This is a genomic window from Streptomyces sp. NPDC045022 (genome assembly GCF_056432605.1).
On record NZ_JBWKIR010000021.1, the window covers coordinates 69871 to 87710 of the forward strand.

The 17840-nt window shown below is 70.9% G+C and carries 21 protein-coding genes; 20 read left to right on the forward strand and 1 reads right to left on the reverse strand.

All coding sequences use genetic code 11. The annotated features are described in order from the left end of the window. Window positions 1-212 precede the first annotated feature (212 nt). The 17 genes from AC07C1_RS30020 to AC07C1_RS30100 all read left to right on the forward strand — a co-directional run bounded on the left by AC07C1_RS30020 (window position 213) and on the right by AC07C1_RS30100 (window position 13776). Window positions 213-809 carry a hypothetical protein gene (locus AC07C1_RS30020; protein WP_478944024.1) on the forward strand — a complete coding sequence of 199 codons (597 nt, stop codon included), beginning with the start codon at window positions 213-215 and terminating at the stop codon, window positions 807-809. A gap of 394 nt (window positions 810-1203) precedes the next feature. Continuing rightward, entirely contained in the window at window positions 1204-1632 is a 429-nt protein-coding gene (rpsP, locus tag AC07C1_RS30025) for a 30S ribosomal protein S16 (RefSeq protein WP_478944026.1), read from the forward strand. A 5-nt stretch (window positions 1633-1637) separates the two neighbouring features. Beyond that, complete coding sequence (locus AC07C1_RS30030) at window positions 1638-1877, forward strand: RNA-binding protein (protein WP_005479813.1); 240 nt, start codon at window positions 1638-1640, stop codon at window positions 1875-1877. Window positions 1878-1959: 82 nt separating this feature from the next. Beyond that, window positions 1960-2520, forward strand: coding sequence for a ribosome maturation factor RimM (gene rimM, locus AC07C1_RS30035; RefSeq protein ID WP_478944028.1), 561 nt, complete (start codon window positions 1960-1962; stop codon window positions 2518-2520). Then, window positions 2520-3353 carry a tRNA (guanosine(37)-N1)-methyltransferase TrmD gene (trmD, locus tag AC07C1_RS30040; protein ID WP_478944030.1) on the forward strand — a complete coding sequence of 278 codons (834 nt, stop codon included), beginning with the start codon at window positions 2520-2522 and terminating at the stop codon, window positions 3351-3353. The genes rimM and trmD overlap by 1 nt, the downstream gene beginning before the upstream one ends. Before the next feature lie 134 nt (window positions 3354-3487). Beyond that, window positions 3488-3838, forward strand: a complete 351-nt coding sequence (rplS, locus tag AC07C1_RS30045; protein WP_478944032.1) for a 50S ribosomal protein L19 — start codon at window positions 3488-3490, stop codon at window positions 3836-3838. A gap of 45 nt (window positions 3839-3883) precedes the next feature. Next, on the forward strand, window positions 3884-4654 hold the full coding sequence (lepB, locus tag AC07C1_RS30050) for a signal peptidase I (protein ID WP_478944034.1): 771 nt from the start codon (window positions 3884-3886) through the stop codon (window positions 4652-4654). After that, window positions 4647-5738, forward strand: coding sequence for a signal peptidase I (gene lepB, locus AC07C1_RS30055; protein WP_478944036.1), 1092 nt, complete (start codon window positions 4647-4649; stop codon window positions 5736-5738). The genes lepB (AC07C1_RS30050) and lepB (AC07C1_RS30055) overlap by 8 nt, the downstream gene beginning before the upstream one ends. Next, on the forward strand, window positions 5626-6639 hold the full coding sequence (gene lepB, locus AC07C1_RS30060; RefSeq protein WP_478944038.1) for a signal peptidase I: 1014 nt from the start codon (window positions 5626-5628) through the stop codon (window positions 6637-6639). The genes lepB (AC07C1_RS30055) and lepB (AC07C1_RS30060) overlap by 113 nt, the downstream gene beginning before the upstream one ends. Window positions 6640-7087: 448 nt before the next feature. Then, window positions 7088-7873, forward strand: coding sequence for a signal peptidase I (lepB, locus tag AC07C1_RS30065; RefSeq protein ID WP_478944040.1), 786 nt, complete (start codon window positions 7088-7090; stop codon window positions 7871-7873). Next, a complete protein-coding gene (locus AC07C1_RS30070) occupies window positions 7863-8387 on the forward strand; it encodes an NUDIX hydrolase (protein ID WP_478944042.1) in 525 nt (174 codons plus the stop codon). The genes lepB (AC07C1_RS30065) and AC07C1_RS30070 overlap by 11 nt, the downstream gene beginning before the upstream one ends. A 56-nt stretch (window positions 8388-8443) precedes the next feature. Next, window positions 8444-8752, forward strand: a complete 309-nt coding sequence (locus AC07C1_RS30075) for a DUF2469 domain-containing protein (protein WP_003965949.1) — start codon at window positions 8444-8446, stop codon at window positions 8750-8752. Window positions 8753-8840: 88 nt separating this feature from the next. Further along, window positions 8841-9206 carry a YraN family protein gene (locus AC07C1_RS30080; RefSeq protein ID WP_478944044.1) on the forward strand — a complete coding sequence of 122 codons (366 nt, stop codon included), beginning with the start codon at window positions 8841-8843 and terminating at the stop codon, window positions 9204-9206. Continuing rightward, on the forward strand, window positions 9207-10832 hold the full coding sequence (locus AC07C1_RS30085; RefSeq protein ID WP_478944046.1) for a YifB family Mg chelatase-like AAA ATPase: 1626 nt from the start codon (window positions 9207-9209) through the stop codon (window positions 10830-10832). It begins immediately after the preceding gene. Then, window positions 10829-11989 (forward strand): DNA-processing protein DprA, encoded by a 1161-nt coding sequence (gene dprA, locus AC07C1_RS30090; protein WP_478944048.1) that lies wholly within the window; start codon window positions 10829-10831, stop codon window positions 11987-11989. Before AC07C1_RS30085 ends, dprA begins: the two co-directional genes overlap by 4 nt. 322 nt (window positions 11990-12311) lie before the next feature. Beyond that, a complete protein-coding gene (gene whiG, locus AC07C1_RS30095) occupies window positions 12312-13154 on the forward strand; it encodes an RNA polymerase sigma factor WhiG (RefSeq protein WP_478944050.1) in 843 nt (280 codons plus the stop codon). A 64-nt stretch (window positions 13155-13218) separates the two neighbouring features. Continuing rightward, the gene (locus tag AC07C1_RS30100) at window positions 13219-13776 is read left to right on the forward strand and encodes a TetR/AcrR family transcriptional regulator (RefSeq protein WP_478944143.1); all 558 of its coding nucleotides are present in this window, start codon (window positions 13219-13221) and stop codon (window positions 13774-13776) included. A gap of 143 nt (window positions 13777-13919) precedes the next feature. On the opposite strand, the gene AC07C1_RS30105 is transcribed toward AC07C1_RS30100, so the two are convergent. After that, window positions 13920-14504, reverse strand: coding sequence for a peptidoglycan DD-metalloendopeptidase family protein (locus tag AC07C1_RS30105; RefSeq protein ID WP_478944052.1), 585 nt, complete (start codon window positions 14502-14504; stop codon window positions 13920-13922). A 274-nt stretch (window positions 14505-14778) separates the two neighbouring features. Between AC07C1_RS30105 and rpsB the strand changes: the two genes are divergently transcribed. The 3 genes from rpsB (at window position 14779) to pyrH (ending at window position 17691) form a co-directional block, all read left to right on the forward strand. Further along, the gene (rpsB, locus tag AC07C1_RS30110; RefSeq protein ID WP_478944054.1) at window positions 14779-15717 is read left to right on the forward strand and encodes a 30S ribosomal protein S2; all 939 of its coding nucleotides are present in this window, start codon (window positions 14779-14781) and stop codon (window positions 15715-15717) included. A gap of 174 nt (window positions 15718-15891) precedes the next feature. Further along, window positions 15892-16728 carry a translation elongation factor Ts gene (tsf, locus tag AC07C1_RS30115; RefSeq protein ID WP_478944055.1) on the forward strand — a complete coding sequence of 279 codons (837 nt, stop codon included), beginning with the start codon at window positions 15892-15894 and terminating at the stop codon, window positions 16726-16728. 204 nt (window positions 16729-16932) lie between these two features. Then, window positions 16933-17691 carry a UMP kinase gene (gene pyrH / locus AC07C1_RS30120; protein WP_478944056.1) on the forward strand — a complete coding sequence of 253 codons (759 nt, stop codon included), beginning with the start codon at window positions 16933-16935 and terminating at the stop codon, window positions 17689-17691. The last annotated feature ends 149 nt before the right edge of the window (window positions 17692-17840 follow it).

Here is a 17840-nt window from a genome sequence, read left to right on the forward strand (position 1 = left end):
CTTGCGCATGTGCCGGTCACCGTCGCACTCGCGTGCCACCCGTCCGTCGTACCGCGGACTACGCACCAGCTTGGTATGAGCTGTGCGGCTTCTCCGCAGATCAGCGCACCCGCCCTCGTCAGGACGCATCAGGGGCAACTGACGGGTACGTGCAAAATATTTGGGATGCCCCGGAATAGGAACACAGTGGCACCCCCGCTCGTTGTCATTACGTGAGCACGACACAGACACCACCTGTTCTCGCCGCAGAGCTGGCACAGGCGTGGGCCGACATTCAGCGGTACCACCCCGAGCTGCCGGACCTTGCCGCGCCAGAGTCCCTGATCGGAGAGTCGTCGTCCGCGTGCGGACACGAACTCTCCTTCGAGCGACTGCTCCATGAGGCAGTCCACGGCATCGCCGCCGCCCGCGGCATCCGCGACACCTCCCGGGCCGGCCGCTACCACAACCGTCGTTTCCTCGCCATCGCCGAGGAGCTGGGCCTCGACCACCCCGAGGAACCGCACCCGAGCAGCGGCTTCTCACTGGTGACGCTCAACCCCGAGGCCAAGCGGCGCTACCGCCCGACCATCGAGCGGCTGCAGCGCGCGCTGAAGGCCCACACGGTGGCGACCTCGTCCGACACCTCCCGCACCTTCCGCGGCCCGGCCGCCCGGCACGGCTCCTCCGGTGGCGGGGTCCGCGTCAAGGCGGTCTGCGACTGCGGCCGCAACGTGCGGGTGGTTCCGTCGGTCCTGGCCCAGGCCCCGATCGTCTGCGGAGGCTGCGGCAAGCCGTTCCGCATCCCGGAGATCGTCGGAGCGGCGTAGCCGCGGACCGCGGGAGTACCGGCATCTCGTGGGTGCCGCAGTGCGCTCGTGACCCGCGGCCAGTCGTGCCGCAGGGCGATCGTGTCCTCCCCGCCCGAGCGGAGCCGAATCGCTCGGTGGAGGGTGGACGCGGCCGGCGATCTCACAGCACCGGGCAGCGCACCCGACGTGACCTCACCTCCACGCCGGGTGCCTCCCCGTCATGCCCGAGCGCGGTTCACGCACCTCGGCCCAAAGCGACCCGCGGCGTATGGCAGAATGGCTAGCTGTACTCGACAGCCGCACAGGACCCCTCTCTCCTCCGGCTGACGCGTCCATCGGGCACTCGGGTACCGCAACCCCACGCGGCAGCTCGCCGTGCCCAACCACGTCAAGACCAGGAGACACCACTTCCGTGGCAGTCAAGATCAAGCTGAAGCGTCTGGGCAAGATCCGTTCGCCTCACTACCGCATCGTCGTCGCCGACTCCCGTACCCGCCGTGACGGCCGGGCCATCGAGGAGATCGGCAAGTACCACCCGACCTACAACCCGTCGGTCATCGAGGTGGACGCCGAGCGTGTGGCGTACTGGCTCGGTGTCGGCGCCCAGCCGACCGAGCCCGTGCTCGCCATCCTGAAGAAGACCGGCGACTGGCAGAAGTTCAAGGGCGAGCCGGCCCCCGCGCCGCTGCTCGTCGCCGAGCCGAAGGCCGCGCGTCCGTCGTTCGAGGCTCTCGGCGGTGACGACGAGGGCAAGGGTGAGGCGATCACCCAGAAGAAGAAGGCTGAGAAGAAGGACGAGGCCGCTGCTGAGTCCTCTACGTCTGAGTCGACCGAGGCCTGAGCAGCATGCTCGAAGAGGCGCTTGAGCACCTCGTGAAGGGCATCGTCGACAACCCCGACGATGTGCAGGTCGCCTCGCGCGACCTGCGCCGCGGGCGCGTGCTGGAGGTCCGGGTGCACCCCGACGACCTCGGCAAGGTGATCGGCCGCAACGGCCGTACCGCGCGCGCTCTGCGTACCGTCGTGGGCGCCATCGGCGGCCGCGGTGTCCGCGTCGACCTCGTCGACGTGGACCACGTTCGCTGACGCTTCATCGCAACCGGCTCGGGCCGGGGAGGGCCACTGGGCCGTCCCCGGCCCGCAGTCGTATGACAGGAGATTTGGACACGTGCAGCTGGTAGTCGCACGGATCGGCCGCGCCCACGGCATCAAGGGCGAGGTCACCGTCGAGGTACGAACCGACGAGCCCGAACTGCGGCTCGCCCCGGGCGCCGTCCTGGCCACCGACCCGGCCTCCGCCGGGCCCCTCACCATCGCCACCGGCCGCGTCCACAGCGGCCGCCTCCTCCTGCGCTTCGAGGGCGTCAGCGACCGCAACGCCGCCGAGGCCCTGCGCAACACCCTGCTGATCGCCGAGATCGACCCCGAGGAACTTCCCGAGGGCGAGGACGAGTACTACGACCACCAGCTCATCGACCTCGACGTGGTCACCGAGGACGGCACGGAGGTCGGCCGGATCACCGAGATCTCGCACCTGCCCTCCCAGGACTTGTTCATCGTCGAGCGCGCCGACGGCAGCGAGGTGCTGATCCCGTTCGTGGAGGAGATCGTCACCGAGATCGACCTGGCGGAACAGAGGGCCGTCATCGCGCCTCCACCGGGCCTGATCGACGACCGAGCGGAGATCGCCTCGTCCCGGGATGCGGAGGACTCGGGGGACGAGTCGTAATGCGCCTCGACGTCGTCACGATCTTCCCCGAGTACCTCGAACCGCTGAACGTCTCCCTCGTCGGCAAGGCACGCGCGCGTGGCCGGCTGAACGTGCACGTCCACGACCTGCGCACGTGGACGTACGACCGGCACAACACGGTCGACGACACGCCGTACGGCGGCGGCCCCGGCATGGTCATGAAGACCGAGCCCTGGGGCGACGCCCTGGACACGATCCTGGCCGACGGCTACGAGACCGGCGCCCAGGACCCCGCGCTGATCGTCCCCACCCCCAGCGGTCGCCCCTTCACCCAGGAACTGGCCGTCGAGCTGTCCGAGCGTCCCTGGCTGGTCTTCACCCCGGCCCGCTACGAGGGCATCGACCGGCGCGTCATGGACGAGTACGCGACCCGCATGCCCGTCTACGAGGTCTCCATCGGCGACTACGTCCTCGCCGGTGGCGAGGCGGCCGTACTCGTCATCACCGAGGCCGTCGCCCGGCTGCTGCCCGGCGTCCTCGGCAACGCCGAGTCCCACCGCGACGACTCCTTCGCGCCCGGCGCGATGGCCGGCCTCCTCGAGGGGCCCGTCTACACCAAGCCGCCCCTGTGGCGCGACCGGGACATCCCCGACGTACTGCTCAGCGGCCACCACGGAAAGATCGCCCGCTGGCGCCGTGACGAGGCGCTCAGGCGCACGACGGCCAACCGGCCCGACCTGATCGCGCGCTGCGAGCCCAGGGCCTTCGACAAGAAGGACCGCGAGATGCTCTCCATCCTCGGCTGGGAACCGGACCCCGAGGGTGAGCCGTACGGCCGATTTTGGCGCCGGGCCGCGGGCATGGAAGAATAGGCCGCTGCTGTGCGTCCGTCCGGCGCGCGCCCCTGCCACAGGGGGACACGACGCCCGCCCCGATCCGCACGGCAGACCTCATGTACACCTAGTTCCGTTGATGACCTGTGGCATCAGCGAAGAAAGCAGACGAAATGTCTCACCTGCTCGACACCGTCGACAGCGCGTCGCTGCGCACTGACGTCCCGGCCTTCCGCCCGGGTGACACCGTCAACGTCCACGTCCGCGTCATCGAGGGCAACCGCTCCCGTGTGCAGCAGTTCAAGGGCGTTGTGATCCGCCGCCAGGGCTCCGGTGTCCGCGAGACCTTCACGGTCCGCAAGGTCTCGTTCTCCGTCGGCGTCGAGCGCACCTTCCCGGTGCACACCCCGATCGTCGAGAAGATCGAGCTGGTCACCCGTGGTGACGTGCGCCGCGCCAAGCTGTACTACCTCCGTGACCTGCGCGGCAAGGCCGCGAAGATCAAGGAGAAGCGCGACAACTGAGCGCTTCCCCGGCGTCACAGCGGGGCCGGATAGCATCTGGCTCCGATGGACACCGAAGCACAGCCGACGGAACGCGACCGCTCCTCCCACCCGGAGTCCCCGGGGCCGGAGGGACGGTCGCGTTTCGCGTTGGTGGCACGGGTCGCCGAGTGGCTGCCGGGCGGCCGGATCACCCTCGGCCTCTTCGCCTGCCTGGCGTTCCTGCTGCTCCTCAACGCCTTTGTGATGCAACCGTTCCAGATCCCGAGCGGATCCATGGAGCAGGGGTTGAGGATCGGGGACCGCGTTCTCGTAAATAAGTTGGCGTACCGTTTCGGTGCCCAGCCGCGCCGCGGCGACGTGATTGTGTTCGACGGCACCGGGTATTTCGGGGACGCGGACTACATCAAGCGCGTTGTCGGGGTGGGTGGCGACCATGTTGTCTGCTGCGACAAGGAGGAGAGGATCGAGGTGAACGGCCGGCCGGTCGACGAGACGGCGTTCCTCCATCCGGGGGACAGCGCCTCCGGCGTGCCCTTCGACGTCGTCGTGCCCACGGGCCGCCTCTTCGTCCTCGGTGACCACCGCAGCGACTCCAGTGACTCCCGCGACCACCTCGGCTCGCCCGGCGGCGGCATGATCCCCGTCGGCGACGTCATCGGCCGGGCCGACTGGATCGTGTGGCCGTACGGACATTGGACACACCTGACGCGGCCGCCCGCCTACGCGCGCGTACCCGCCGCCTCGGATGGCGCGCCACGGTCCCGGCCCGCCGCTTCGGCGGATGGCGCGCCACGGTCCCGGCCCGCCGCTTCGGCGGAGGAAGCCCATGGGTAACCGCGGCAAACCGCGCGGGGTGCCCAGCACGCCCGCCGACAACCTGCTGCCCACCGGGTCCCGCCGCGCCTCCGTGCCCGGCAGCGGCCGCACGCGTGCGGAGCGCCGCCAACTCCAGCGCAAGGTCAAGCGCAAGCGCCGGCGTTCAACCGTCCGGGAGATCCCCCTCCTGATCGGTGTCGCCGTCCTCATAGCGCTGGTGCTGAAGACCTTCCTCGTCCAGGCGTTCGTGATCCCGTCCGGCTCCATGGAGCAGACGATCCGGATCGGCGACCGCGTACTGGTCGACAAGTTCACCCCGTGGTTCGGCTCCAGGCCGCAGCGCGGGGACGTCGTCGTCTTCCACGACCCGGGCGGCTGGCTGGCGGACGAGCAGACCGCCAAGAAGCACGACCCGGTCGTCGTCAAGCAGTTCAAGGAAGGCCTCACCTTCATCGGCCTGCTGCCCTCCGACAACGAGAAGGACCTCATCAAACGGGTCATCGGGGTCGGCGGCGACCACGTCAAGTGCTGTGACGCGCAGGGCCGCGTCACCGTCAACGGCGTACCGCTCACCGAGGGCGACTACCTCTATCCGGGGGACGTGCCCTCCTCCACCCCCTTCGACATCACCGTCCCCAAGGGGCGGCTGTGGGTGATGGGTGACCACCGCGGCAACTCCGCGGACTCCCGAGCCCACCAGAACACGCCCTACGGCGGCACGGTCTCCGAGGACTCGGTGGTGGGCCGGGCCATGGTCATCGGGTGGCCGATCGGCCACTGGACGCGTCTGGAGGAACCTAAAACCTTCGCAAGCGTCGCCGACTCGGCGTCGGGGTCGACCGCCGGTCCCCGCCAGTCGCATAGGGTTGCCTCCGAGGATCACAACGGAACGACCCGGCTCCCGACCCCTGCGGAACTCCCGCTCGTTATGGGAGTGGTGGGCCTGCGCCTTGTCCGGGGCAGGCGGCGGCACGGAGTAAGGAGTTGGCGTGGGGGATGTGGCGGTTGGCGCACGTTCGGGACACGACGGCGAGGAGCACCGCGGGCACCCCGTGGACGCGAACGTCCCCGTATCGGACGGCGCCATGACCTCCGGGAATGAGCCGGCGGCGGGCGACGACGGCACGCCGGAGGACCAGCGGCAGGCCCGCACCCGGGACGCGGGCGAGGGCGAGGCCGCACGCCCGCCGAGGAAGCAGCGCTCCTTCTGGAAGGAGCTGCCGATCCTGATCGTCATCGCGCTGGTCCTGGCGTTGCTGATCAAGACGTTCCTGGTGCAGGCGTTCTCGATCCCGTCCGACTCGATGCAGAACACCCTGCAGCAGGGTGACCGCGTCCTGGTCGACAAGCTCACCCCATGGTTCGGTTCCAAGCCCGAGCGTGGCGAGGTCGTCGTCTTCCACGACCCGGACAACTGGCTGGCCGGTGAGCCCGCGCCCAACCCGAACGCCGTGCAGAAGGTGCTCAGCTGGATCGGCCTGATGCCGTCCGCCGAGGAGAAGGACCTGATCAAGCGGGTCATCGGCGTCGGCGGGGACACGGTCCAGTGCAAGGGCACCGGCCCCCTGACGGTCAACGGCAAGGCGCTGAACGAGCCCTACGTCTACCCCGGCAACACGCCGTGCACCGACGACGAGCTGGGCGGCCGGTTCAAGGTGAAGGTCCCCAAGGGCTTCATCTGGGTGATGGGCGACCACCGCCAGAACTCCCGCGACTCCCGCTACAACCAGTCCGACAAGAACCACGGCATGGTCCCCGTCGACGAGGTCGTCGGCCGCGCCATCGTCAAGGCCTGGCCGATCACCCGCTGGGGCACCCTGCCGGTCCCGGACACCTTCGACCAGCCCGGCCTCGACCAGCAGTCCTCCGCGTCCGCGTCCCTGACGGTGGCCCCCGAGGGCGTGGCCGTCGCGGCGCTGCTGCCGGTGGCGGTGTGGCGGCGCCGGCGCACGGACCGGCTGGAGAACAAGGCCGAACGGAAGACGTCCGCCGGGCAGCGCTGACCTGCCGGCCGGGCGAACCGCCCGGCCGTCATGCATCCCGCCGTGTGCTCGCTGCCGTGAACTCCGCCGGGCGCCGGCCGGGACGGTCCGCCGCGCACCCGGTCGAGACCATCCTTGTGCGCGCGGCCGTGATGATGTCCGTGCGCCCGGCCGACCCGGCCGTGATGAACCCCGTGCGCCTGGCCGATCCGGTTGAGATGATCCCGCCGTGGCGCGAGAACTCCCCGACAGCTGGTCTGTCGAGCGCCTGCGCCGTCACCTCCGGCGATGCCGAGGCCGAGCCGCTCTCCCGACCGCCGCCTCTTGATCCGGACGGGGCGTGGGCTGTCGGGCTTCGTACGGACCCGACCTGGGCGAGGCCATCCGCGACCCGTGATCCGGCGGTGGTGACCCCGGTCGCGAATCAGGGGCTGCCCCCGTTCGGTACCGCCGGGTAGGGTGCGGGTCCATGGGTGGCGAGAGCACGACGCGTACGGCCCCGCACAGCGGTGGCACAGGCACGGCACAGGCCGGCGGCAGCCGGACCGGACAGCGGCTGTCCGGGCTTGCCGTGGCGCTGGGCCTGGTGCTGTTCCTCGGCGGATTCGCGTGGGCAGCGGTGATCTACCGGCCGTACACGGTGCCGACCAGCTCCATGACCCCGACCATCGACGCCGGCGACCGCGTGCTCGCCCAGCGCGTCGACGGCGACGAGGTGCGACGCGGTGACGTGGTCGTCTTCGAGGACAAGAACTGGGTCAGCAACGCCAAGGTGGTCAAGCGCGTCGTCGCGGTCGGCGGCGACACCGTCTCCTGCTGCACCGACGGCAAGCTGACCGTCAACGGCAAGCAGATCGACGAGCCGTACCTGCCCAAGGGCAGCCTCGCCGAGACGCAGAACTTCCCGACGGTGACCGTTCCGAAGGGCCGGCTGTTCCTCCTCGGTGACGAACGTCAGGGCTCCCTGGACTCCACCGCCCACCTCACGGACGCGGCCCGGGGCACGGTCTCCAGCGGTGCCGTGTCCGCCCGGGTGGACGCCGTCGTCTGGCCCTGGAAGGGCACGCTCAAGCGTCCCACCGGCTTCGAGTCGCTCGGTGCCCTCTCCCGGCCCGGCCCGCTGCGCACGATCGAGCTGCTGATCGCCGCCGGTGCCGTCCTGGTCCTCGGCGGCGGCGCGTACGGCCCGATCGCCAAGCGCGTGGGCCGTTCCCGCGCCCGCGCCGCGCGCCCGGAGGCGGCCGGTGTCCGCTGAGGTCACGCGGACGGGCGAGGAGGCGTACGAGGGCGGCCTGCGCAAGGTGGCCCGGGTGGTCCTCCTCGACCCCGAGGACCGCATTCTGCTCCTCCACGGGCACGAGCCTGACGACCCGGCCGACGACTGGTGGTTCACCCCCGGCGGTGGTCTGGAGGGTGCCGAGACGCGCGAGGAGGCCGCGCTGCGGGAACTCGCCGAGGAGACCGGCATCACCGATGTCGACCTCGGCCCCGTGCTGTGGCGGCGCAGGTGCTCCTTCCCGTTCGCGGGCCGCCGCTGGGACCAGGACGAGTGGTACTACCTGGCCCGTACGAGCCAGACGGCCACCGCGGCGACGGGGCTGACGGAGCTGGAGCGGCGCAGTGTCGCCGGAGCGCGCTGGTGGACGTGCCGGGAACTGACCCGGGCACATGAGACGGTGTATCCGACCAGACTCGCCGAGCTGCTGCAGCGGCTGCTCGACGAAGGTCCCCCGGCCAGCCCCGTGACCCTCGACACGGAAATCGTCTGAGGGATCCCGGGACTGGCGCACAATGGTGGGATCGCACGGCTGAAGGGGAACATGCCATGAGCGCCGAGGACCTCGAGAAGTACGAGACCGAGATGGAGCTGAAGCTCTACCGGGAGTACCGAGACGTCGTCGGTCTGTTCAAATACGTGATCGAGACCGAACGGCGCTTCTATCTCACCAACGACTACGAGATGCAGGTGCACTCGGTCCAGGGCGAGGTGTTCTTCGAGGTCTCCATGGCCGACGCCTGGGTCTGGGACATGTACCGGCCGGCTCGCTTCGTCAAGCAGGTTCGCGTCCTCACATTCAAGGACGTGAACATCGAGGAGCTGAACAAGAGCGACCTGGAGCTTCCGGGAGGGTGACGGGGTTTTCCACAACCGCTGAGTAGTCCACCAAGATCAACACTTGGGGGCGGGATGCGTGACCGTTGGCGCCGGAGGTGGTGCCGACATGAGCAAGGCACGCAGTGCACTCGGCAAGTACGGCGAGAATCTGGCCGCGCGGCGGCTGGTCCAGGCCGGCATGACGGTCCTGGAGCGCAACTGGCGCTGCGGACGGTCCGGTGAGATCGACATCGTGGCGCGGGACGGTGACGCGCTGGTCGTCTGCGAGGTGAAGACCCGCAGGGGCGGTTCCTACGAGCATCCGATGGCCGCGATCACCCCGGAGAAGGCCGAACGGCTGCGGGGCCTGGCGGAACGCTGGATCCACGCCCACGGGGGAGCTCCGCCGGGGGGCGTCCGCATCGACCTGATCGGCGTCCTCCTGCCCCGCCGGGGTGCCCCGTCCGTCGAGCACGCGCGGGGGGTGGCCTGAATGGGATTCGCCCGTACGTGCTCCGTGGCCCTGGTCGGCGTCGAGGGCGTGGTCGTCGAGGTCCAGGCCGACCTCGAACCAGGCGTGGCGGCCTTCACCCTGGTCGGCCTCCCGGACAAGAGCCTGACGGAGAGCCGCGACCGGGTCCGGGCGGCGGTGGTGAACTCCGGTGGCACGTGGCCGCAGAAGAAACTCACCGTCGGACTCAGCCCGGCGTCGGTGCCCAAGGCCGGCTCCGGTTTCGATCTCGCCGTGGCCTGCGCGGTGCTCGGTGCCGCCGAGCGGATCGATCCCCGGGTCCTCGCGGACATCGTCATGATCGGCGAGCTGGGCCTGGACGGCCGGGTACGGCCGGTGCGGGGCATCCTGCCCGCGGTCCTCGCCGCGGCGGACGCCGGCTACGAGCAGGTGGTCGTACCGGAGTGCGCCGCCGCCGAGGCCTCGCTGGTCCCCGGGGTGTCGGTGCTCGGCGTCCGTAGCCTGCGGCAGCTCATCGCCGTCCTGACCGAGGAACCGGTCCCCGACGAGGAACCGGACGAGCAGGGACGCCCGGACCCCCTCCTGGCCGGTCTGCGTGTGCCGGGCGCGGGCGCCGCCACCGGCATGCACAGCCTCGGCGCCGCACAGCACGACCACGATCACGACCTCGCGGATGTCGTGGGGCAGACCTCGGCCCGTACGGCCGTGGAGGTGGCCGCCGCCGGCGGGCACCATCTGTTCCTGGAGGGGCCGCCCGGCGCGGGCAAGACCATGCTCGCCGAGCGCCTGCCCGCCGTGCTTCCCCGGCTCACCAGGGAGGACTCGCTGGAGGTCACGGCGGTGCACTCGGTGGCCGGGCTGCTGCCGCCGGGCAAGCCGCTCATCGACGTCGCTCCCTACTGCGCCCCGCACCACTCGGCGACGATGCAGTCACTCGTCGGCGGCGGCCTCGGCATCGCCCGCCCGGGGGCCGTGTCCCTCGCCCATCGGGGCGTGCTGTTCCTGGACGAGGCGCCCGAGTTCCACGGCCAGACCCTCGACGCCCTGCGACAGCCGCTGGAGTCGGGGCACGTCGTGATCGCACGCAGCGCCGGCGTGGTCCGGTTCCCGGCGCGGTTCCTGATGGTGCTGGCGGCCAACCCCTGCCCGTGCGGGCGCTTCTCGCTGCGCGACTCCTTGTGCGAGTGTCCTCCCTCGGCGATCCGCCGCTACCAGTCCCGGCTGTCCGGCCCGCTGCTGGACCGGGTGGACCTGCGCGTCGAGGTCGATCCCGTCAGCCGGGCCCAGCTCACCGAGCCCGGCGCCCGAGGCGAGTCCACCGCGACCGTGGCCGACCGGGTGCGGCAGGCCCGGCAACGGGCGGCCGCCCGCCTCGCCGGAACCCCGTGGCGCACCAACAGCGAAGTGCCGGGCCGGGAACTGCGCAGCCGGTACCACGCCGTCGCCGGCGCGATGGACGAGGCCGAGCGCAGCCTCGAGCGGGGTGTGCTCACAGCCCGTGGGATCGACCGGGTGCTGCGCGTCGCCTGGACGGTCGCCGACCTGGTCGGGCACGACCGCCCGGACACCGGCGACGTCGCCCTGGCCCTGCAGTTGCGCACCGGCGTGCCCCGCGGGGTGCCGATGGCCATCGGGGCGCTGACGTGACCGGACGCGAGCACCCCGACGGCGAGCGGTTCGGCCGGGTCTTCCTCTCTCGGATCGTCGAGCCCGGGGACGAGGTCGGCGGGCGATGGGTGCGGGAGTTCGGGGTGTGGGAGGTGGTGCGGCGGCTGCGCGACGGTGGGGAGCCGCTGCCCGGGGCGAGCGCGGCGCGATGGGCGGGACTGGTCGCGCGGGCCGGGACGGCGGAGCCGGAGCGGGATCTCGGGGTGGCCGAGGCCGCCGGGGCGCGGTTCGTGTGCCCGGGGGACGCCGAGTGGCCCGGGCAGCTCGATGACCTCGGGGACGCGCGGCCCCTCGGGCTGTGGGTGCGCGGGCGGCCCAGCCTGCGGATGTGGGCGCTGCGGTCCGTCGCCGTGGTGGGCGCCCGCGCCTGCACCGAGTACGGCACCCATGTGGCGGCCACCCTCGCCGCCGGGCTCGCCGAGCGCGGGTGGGTCGTGGTGTCCGGCGGTGCCTACGGCATCGACGGCGCCGCCCACCGAGGCGCCCTCGCCGCTCGCGGAGCCACCGTCGCCGTCCTCGCCTGCGGCGTCGACCGGCCCTACCCGCGCGGCCATACCGCGTTGATCGGCAGGATCGCGGAACAGGGACTGGTCCTGGGCGAGTTGCCGCCGGGTGACCATCCGACACCGAGCCGGTTCATCCTCCGCAACCGGGTCATCGCCGCACTGACCCGGGGCACCGTCGTCGTGGAGGCCGCCTGCCGCAGTGGCTCGCTGGCCACCGCGCGGGCCGCGCAGCGCCTGGGACGGTTCACCATGGGCGTGCCCGGCCCGGTCACCAGCGCCCTCTCCGCCGGCGTGCACGCATTGCTGCGCGAGGAGGCCACCCTGGTCACCGACGCGGCGGAAGTAGTCGAACTCGTGGGCGACATGGGTGAGCTGGCCCCGCCTCGCCGGGGCCCGGTCCTCCCGCGGGACCTGCTGGAACCGGCCGCCCGGACCGTCCTCGCCGCCCTGCCCGGCGACCGCGCGGCCGCCGCCGAGGAGATCGCGCTCGGCTCGCGGACCACGCCGGACGAGGCGATCGCGAGACTGTACGAACTCCGAGCACTTGGTTACGTCGAACGACACGGCGATGGCTGGAAGTTGACACGCCAGGCGTTGATCTCGGTCCGGGGTGGTAACCGCCCGAGTTGACCCAGCGTGTTCGGCCGTCCGGGCGAACCCCCGACGCCCTTGAGGTTTCCCGGAGTTGGTCACTCCGGCCGGTCACGCAGAGCGAGCCCCGGGGTGCGGTCACCGGGACGGCCGGGGCGCCCCGCGCACGGGTGGAGCCTCGTTGTTCGCGCATCGCGACGTCTCAGTCACGCTACGCTCACGAAGACGTCGACACAGACCGCGCCAACTCGACATCAGAGCGACAGCTCACCCAGGTAGCCCACTTCATCCCACCAGCCCCAGCCCCACCCACTTCACAGCAGTTCACAGCACTTCACGGCAGAACGGCACAAGGCGACGAATGCCCCAGCACACCTCCGGGTCCGACCGGGCGGCGATCCCCCCAGCCGCCCGCGACGGTGGCAGCGTGCGGCCGCCCGCTCCCTCGACGCTCGACGAGCTGTGGCGGTCGTACAAGGCGACGGGGGACGACCGGCTGCGGGAGCAGCTGATCCTGCACTACTCGCCGCTCGTGAAATACGTGGCGGGCCGGGTGAGCGTCGGCCTGCCGCCCAACGTGGAACAGGCGGACTTCGTCTCCTCCGGTGTCTTCGGGCTGATCGACGCGATCGAGAAGTTCGACATCGACCGGGAGATCAAGTTCGAGACGTACGCGATCACCCGGATCCGGGGCGCGATGATCGACGAGCTGCGGGCGCTGGACTGGATCCCCCGTTCGGTCCGGCAGAAGGCGCGCAATGTCGAGCGTGCCTACGCCACCCTGGAGGCCCGGCTGCGGCGCACTCCGAACGAGGGCGAGGTCGCCACCGAGCTGGGCATGGAGGTCGAGGAACTCCACGCCGTGTTCAGCCAGTTGTCGCTGGCCAACGTGGTCGCCCTGGAGGAGCTGCTGCACGTCGGCGGCGAGGGCGGGGACCGGCTCAGCCTCATGGACACGCTGGAGGACACCGCCGCCGACAACCCGGTGGAGGTGGCCGAGGACCGGGAGCTGCGGCGGTTCCTCGCGCGGGCCATCAACACGCTGCCCGAGCGGGAGAAGACCGTCGTCACGCTGTACTACTACGAGGGGCTCACCCTCGCCGAGATCGGCAACGTGCTCGGCGTCACCGAGAGCCGGGTCAGTCAGATCCACACCAAGTCGGTGCTGCAGCTGCGGGCCAAGCTGGCGAGCTTCGGGCGCTGACTCCACCCTTCCGGGATGGCGTGTCCGTAAAGTGGTCGACGTGCCAAGGATTCGAGCGGCCTCCGTGGCCGAACACCGGTCGATGCAGCGAGCCGCCCTGCTGGACGCGGCTCGGTCCCTGCTGTCCGAGGGCGGGACGGAAGCGCTGACCTTCCCCGCGCTGGCCGAGCGGACGGGGCTGGCCCGGTCGTCCGTGTACGAGTACTTCCGGTCGCGCGCGGCCGTGGTCGAGGAGCTGTGCGAGGTCGACTTCCCGCTGTGGGCTGCGGAGGTGGCCTCGGCGATGGAGCGCGCGGACTCACCCGAGGCCAAGGTCGAGGCGTATGTGCGGCAGCAGCTGGCGCTGGTCGGGGACCGGCGGCACCGGGCGGTCGTCGCCATCTCCGCGAGCGAGCTGGACGCGGGGGCGCGGGAGAAGATCCGGGCGGCCCACGGGGGGCTGGTCGCGATGATCGTCGAGGCGCTGGGGGAGACGGGGCATGCCCAGCCCCGGCTGGCGGCGATGTTGCTGCAAGGGGTTGTGGACGCGGCCGTACGGCGGATCGAGCTGGGGGCCGCCGAGGATCCCGCGGTGATCACGGATGCCGCGGTGTCCATGGCTCTGCGAGGTGTGCGGGGCTGAGCCCGGCCCCGGCTCGGCGGAGGTGGGCGGTCGCTTGCCCGCGCCGACACGGGGGTCCTCCTTTCATTCGGGACGGAGCCGCCGCCCCCAGCGCCACGAACAGCCGCGTAAGCAGGACCGCCCGCAGCTACGCTCGCCCGCAGCTACGCAGGGAGCGGCACCCCCAGCACCGGCAGCAGTCTCGACGGGCCCCTGTGCAGCAGCCACGGTGGGAGCAGGGACAGCGGGTCCAGATAGGTGTCGCCGCTCAGCAGGCCCCAGTGCACGCACGTCGCCCTCCCGCAGTGCGAGCCCGCCGGCTCCACCACCCCCACCACCTCGCCGGCCCCCACCTCGTCCCCCTTCTTCACCGACGCGGTCACCGGCTCGTACGTGGTGCGCAGGTCCGTGCCCGTCAGTTCCAGTGACACCACGCCCCGCCCTGCCACCCGGCCCGCGAAGGACACCCGGCCGGCCGCGACCGCTCTCACCGCGGAGCCGGCCGGCGCCGCCAGATCCACGCCCCGGTGCCCAGGGCCGTACACCGTGGCCGGGGGCTCCCAGCCCCGTAGCACCGTCGGCCGGATCCCCACCGGCCAGGCGCGGCCGATGGCCGGGACCGGGGCCCGCGGGGCGGGCCGCGGCACCGGGACCGGGGTGTCCGCCCAGGCCGCCGGGGTGAGTGCGGCCGCGGCCGGGCCCAGCAGCAGGGCCGCCCACACCGAGACACATCGCATCGCACGTCGCATGCGAGAAGCGTCCCGCACCCGCCCCGGTCACGGCCGGACTCTGTGGATCACTCCACGGTTGTGGACAGCGGCGTCACCCGGCGCCTCGCCGGTCCCGTACACTTCTTCTGGCGATCCGGGTCACCGGGTCGACTTCGCACGCCCCGGTACGGCACCCGGCAAGGGTTCGTACCAAGCGCCTCTCGGTCCTTCGTGGCACGGCGCGTCCCGGGCGTCAGGCGCGACCGCCGCCCGGCGGGCGCGGCACAACCGAGAAAACCAAGGAGATACGGCCATGGCCGTCGTCACGATGCGGGAGCTGCTGGAGAGCGGCGTCCACTTCGGTCACCAGACCCGTCGCTGGAACCCGAAGATGAAGCGCTTCATCTTCACCGAGCGCAACGGCATCTACATCATCGACCTGCTCCAGTCGCTGTCGTACATCGACCGCGCCTACGAGTTCGTCAAGGAGACCGTCGCCCACGGCGGCACGGTCATGTTCGTCGGCACGAAGAAGCAGGCGCAGGAGGCCATCGCCGAGCAGGCCACCCGCGTCGGCATGCCCTTCGTCAACCAGCGCTGGCTGGGCGGCATGCTCACCAACTTCTCGACCGTCTACAAGCGTCTGCAGCGCCTCAAGGAGCTCGAGCAGATCGACTTCGAGGACGTCGCCGCGTCCGGTCTGACCAAGAAGGAGCTTCTCGTGCTCTCGCGCGAGAAGGCCAAGCTGGAGAAGACCCTCGGTGGTATCCGCGAGATGTCCAAGGTGCCCAGCGCCGTCTGGATCGTGGACACCAAGAAGGAGCACATCGCCGTTGGTGAGGCCCGGAAGCTCAACATTCCGGTCGTCGCGATCCTCGACACCAACTGCGACCCCGACGAGGTCGACTACAAGATCCCGGGCAACGACGACGCGATCCGCTCCGTCACCCTGCTCACCCGTGTGATCGCCGACGCGGTCGCCGAGGGCCTCATCTCCCGCTCTCGTGTCGCCACCGGCGACAAGGGCGAGAAGGCCGCGGGCGAGCCGCTCGCCGAGTGGGAGCGCGACCTGCTCGAGGGTGAGAAGAAGGCCGACGAGGCTCCGGCCGCCGAGGCCGAGAAGCCGGCCGAGGCCGCCGCCGAGACCCCGGCCGCCGAGACCCCGGCCGCCGAGGCCGAGGCTCCGGTCGCCGAGGCCGCTGCCGAGGCTCCGGCCGCCGAGACCCCGGCCGCCGAGGGCGAGCAGGCCTGACGTCAGCGTCGACGGCGGGGGCGGTACCGCATCAACAGCGCCTCCGGCGCGGTGAAGTCCGCCCCCGCTGTTCACCCGTAGGTCGGCACGGAGCACGCAAACCGCGTCCACATGCGGATCGCGCACCGTGCGGATCTGAAGATCTCCCAGACTTCGAGAAAGACTCACAGACTCATGGCGAACTACACCGCCGCCGACGTCAAGAAGCTCCGTGAGCTCACGGGCGCCGGCATGATGGACTGCAAGAAGGCGCTGGACGAGGCCGAGGGCAGCGTCGACAAGGCCGTCGAGGCCCTGCGCATCAAGGGCCAGAAGGGCGTCGCCAAGCGCGAGGGCCGCTCCGCCGAGAACGGCGCCGTGGTCTCCGTCATCGCCGACGACAACTCCTCCGGCGTCATCGTCGAGCTGAAGTGCGAGACGGACTTCGTCGCCAAGGGCGAGAAGTTCCAGGCCGTGGCCAACGCCATCGCCGAGCACGTCGCCAAGACGAACCCGGCCGACCTCGAGGCGCTGCTGGCCTCCGAGATCGAGGCCGGCAAGACCGTCCAGGCGTTCGTGGACGAGGCCAACGCCAACCTCGGCGAGAAGATCGTCCTGGACCGCTTCGCGCAGTTCACCGACGGCTACGTCACCGCCTACATGCACCGCACCATGCCTGACCTGCCCCCGCAGATCGGTGTCCTGGTCGAGCTCGACAAGCCCAACGCCGAGGTCGCCAAGGGCGTCGCCCAGCACATCGCCGCCTTCGCGCCGAAGTACCTCTCCCGCGAGGACGTCCCGGCCGAGGTCGTCGAGACCGAGCGCCGCGTCGCCGAGGAGACCACCCGCGCCGAGGGCAAGCCCGAGGCCGCGATCGCCAAGATCGTCGAGGGTCGCGTCAACGGCTTCTTCAAGGACGCCACGCTGCTCGGCCAGCCGTACGCGCTCGACAACAAGAAGTCGGTCCAGAAGGTGCTGGACGAGGCCGGTGTCACCCTGAAGCGCTTCTCGCGCATCAAGGTCGGCATCTGAGTCCGTACCGCGATCGACGCGCGACCCGCGGAGAAATCCCGATAGGGTCGACAGCAGTCGTCCGCGCACACCGCCACACCCGGGTGTGGGGCGGACGGCAGCAGATCTGACGAGGAGGCCATTGCCGCGCATGGGAGCGAAAAACGACCCCATCGGCAATGGCCTTCTTCGCATGTGCAACACGTGAAAGAGGCGGGATCTCCCATGACCACCAAGGCCGAGAAGAGTGACGACGGCAAAGTAAGCGGCCGATTTCTGCTGAAGCTGTCCGGAGAGGCCTTCGCCGGTGGCGGCGGCCTGGGCGTGGACCCTGACGTGGTGCACAAGATCGCCCGCGAGATCGCGGCCGTCGTCCGGGACGGTGCGCAGGTCGCGGTCGTCATCGGCGGCGGCAACTTCTTCCGCGGCGCCGAACTGCAGCAGCGCGGCATGGACCGCGCCCGCTCCGACTACATGGGCATGCTCGGCACCGTGATGAACTGCCTCGCCCTCCAGGACTTCCTGGAGAAGGAGGGCATCGACAGCCGGGTGCAGACCGCCATCACCATGGGCCAGGTCGCCGAGCCGTACATCCCGCTGCGTGCCGTGCGCCACCTGGAGAAGGGCCGCGTGGTCATCTTCGGCGCCGGTATGGGCATGCCGTACTTCTCCACCGACACCACCGCCGCCCAGCGTGCCCTGGAGATCGACGCCGAGGCACTCCTCATGGGCAAGAACGGCGTGGACGGGGTCTACGACTCCGACCCGAAGACCAACCCGGACGCCGTGAAGTTCGACGCCCTCGGCTACGGCGAGGTCATCACCCGCGACCTCAAGGTCGCCGACGCCACGGCCATCACGCTGTGCCGCGACAACAAGCTGCCGATCCTCGTCTTCGAGCTTCTCGCCGAGGGCAATATCGCCCGCGCCGTCAAGGGTGAGAAGATCGGCACGCTGGTGGGAGAACAGGGCAGCCGGGACTGACCGGCACACCCCCGTCACCCGGGGTACGCCACCTGTCCGAGCGACGGACGGGACGCGCCCTGGCCGGGGGATGGACAATGTCCTGCCGGTCGGGAACCGTGCAGGAAGAAGACGCGACGCAGCCGGCCGCCGCCCGATAGAGGAACCGC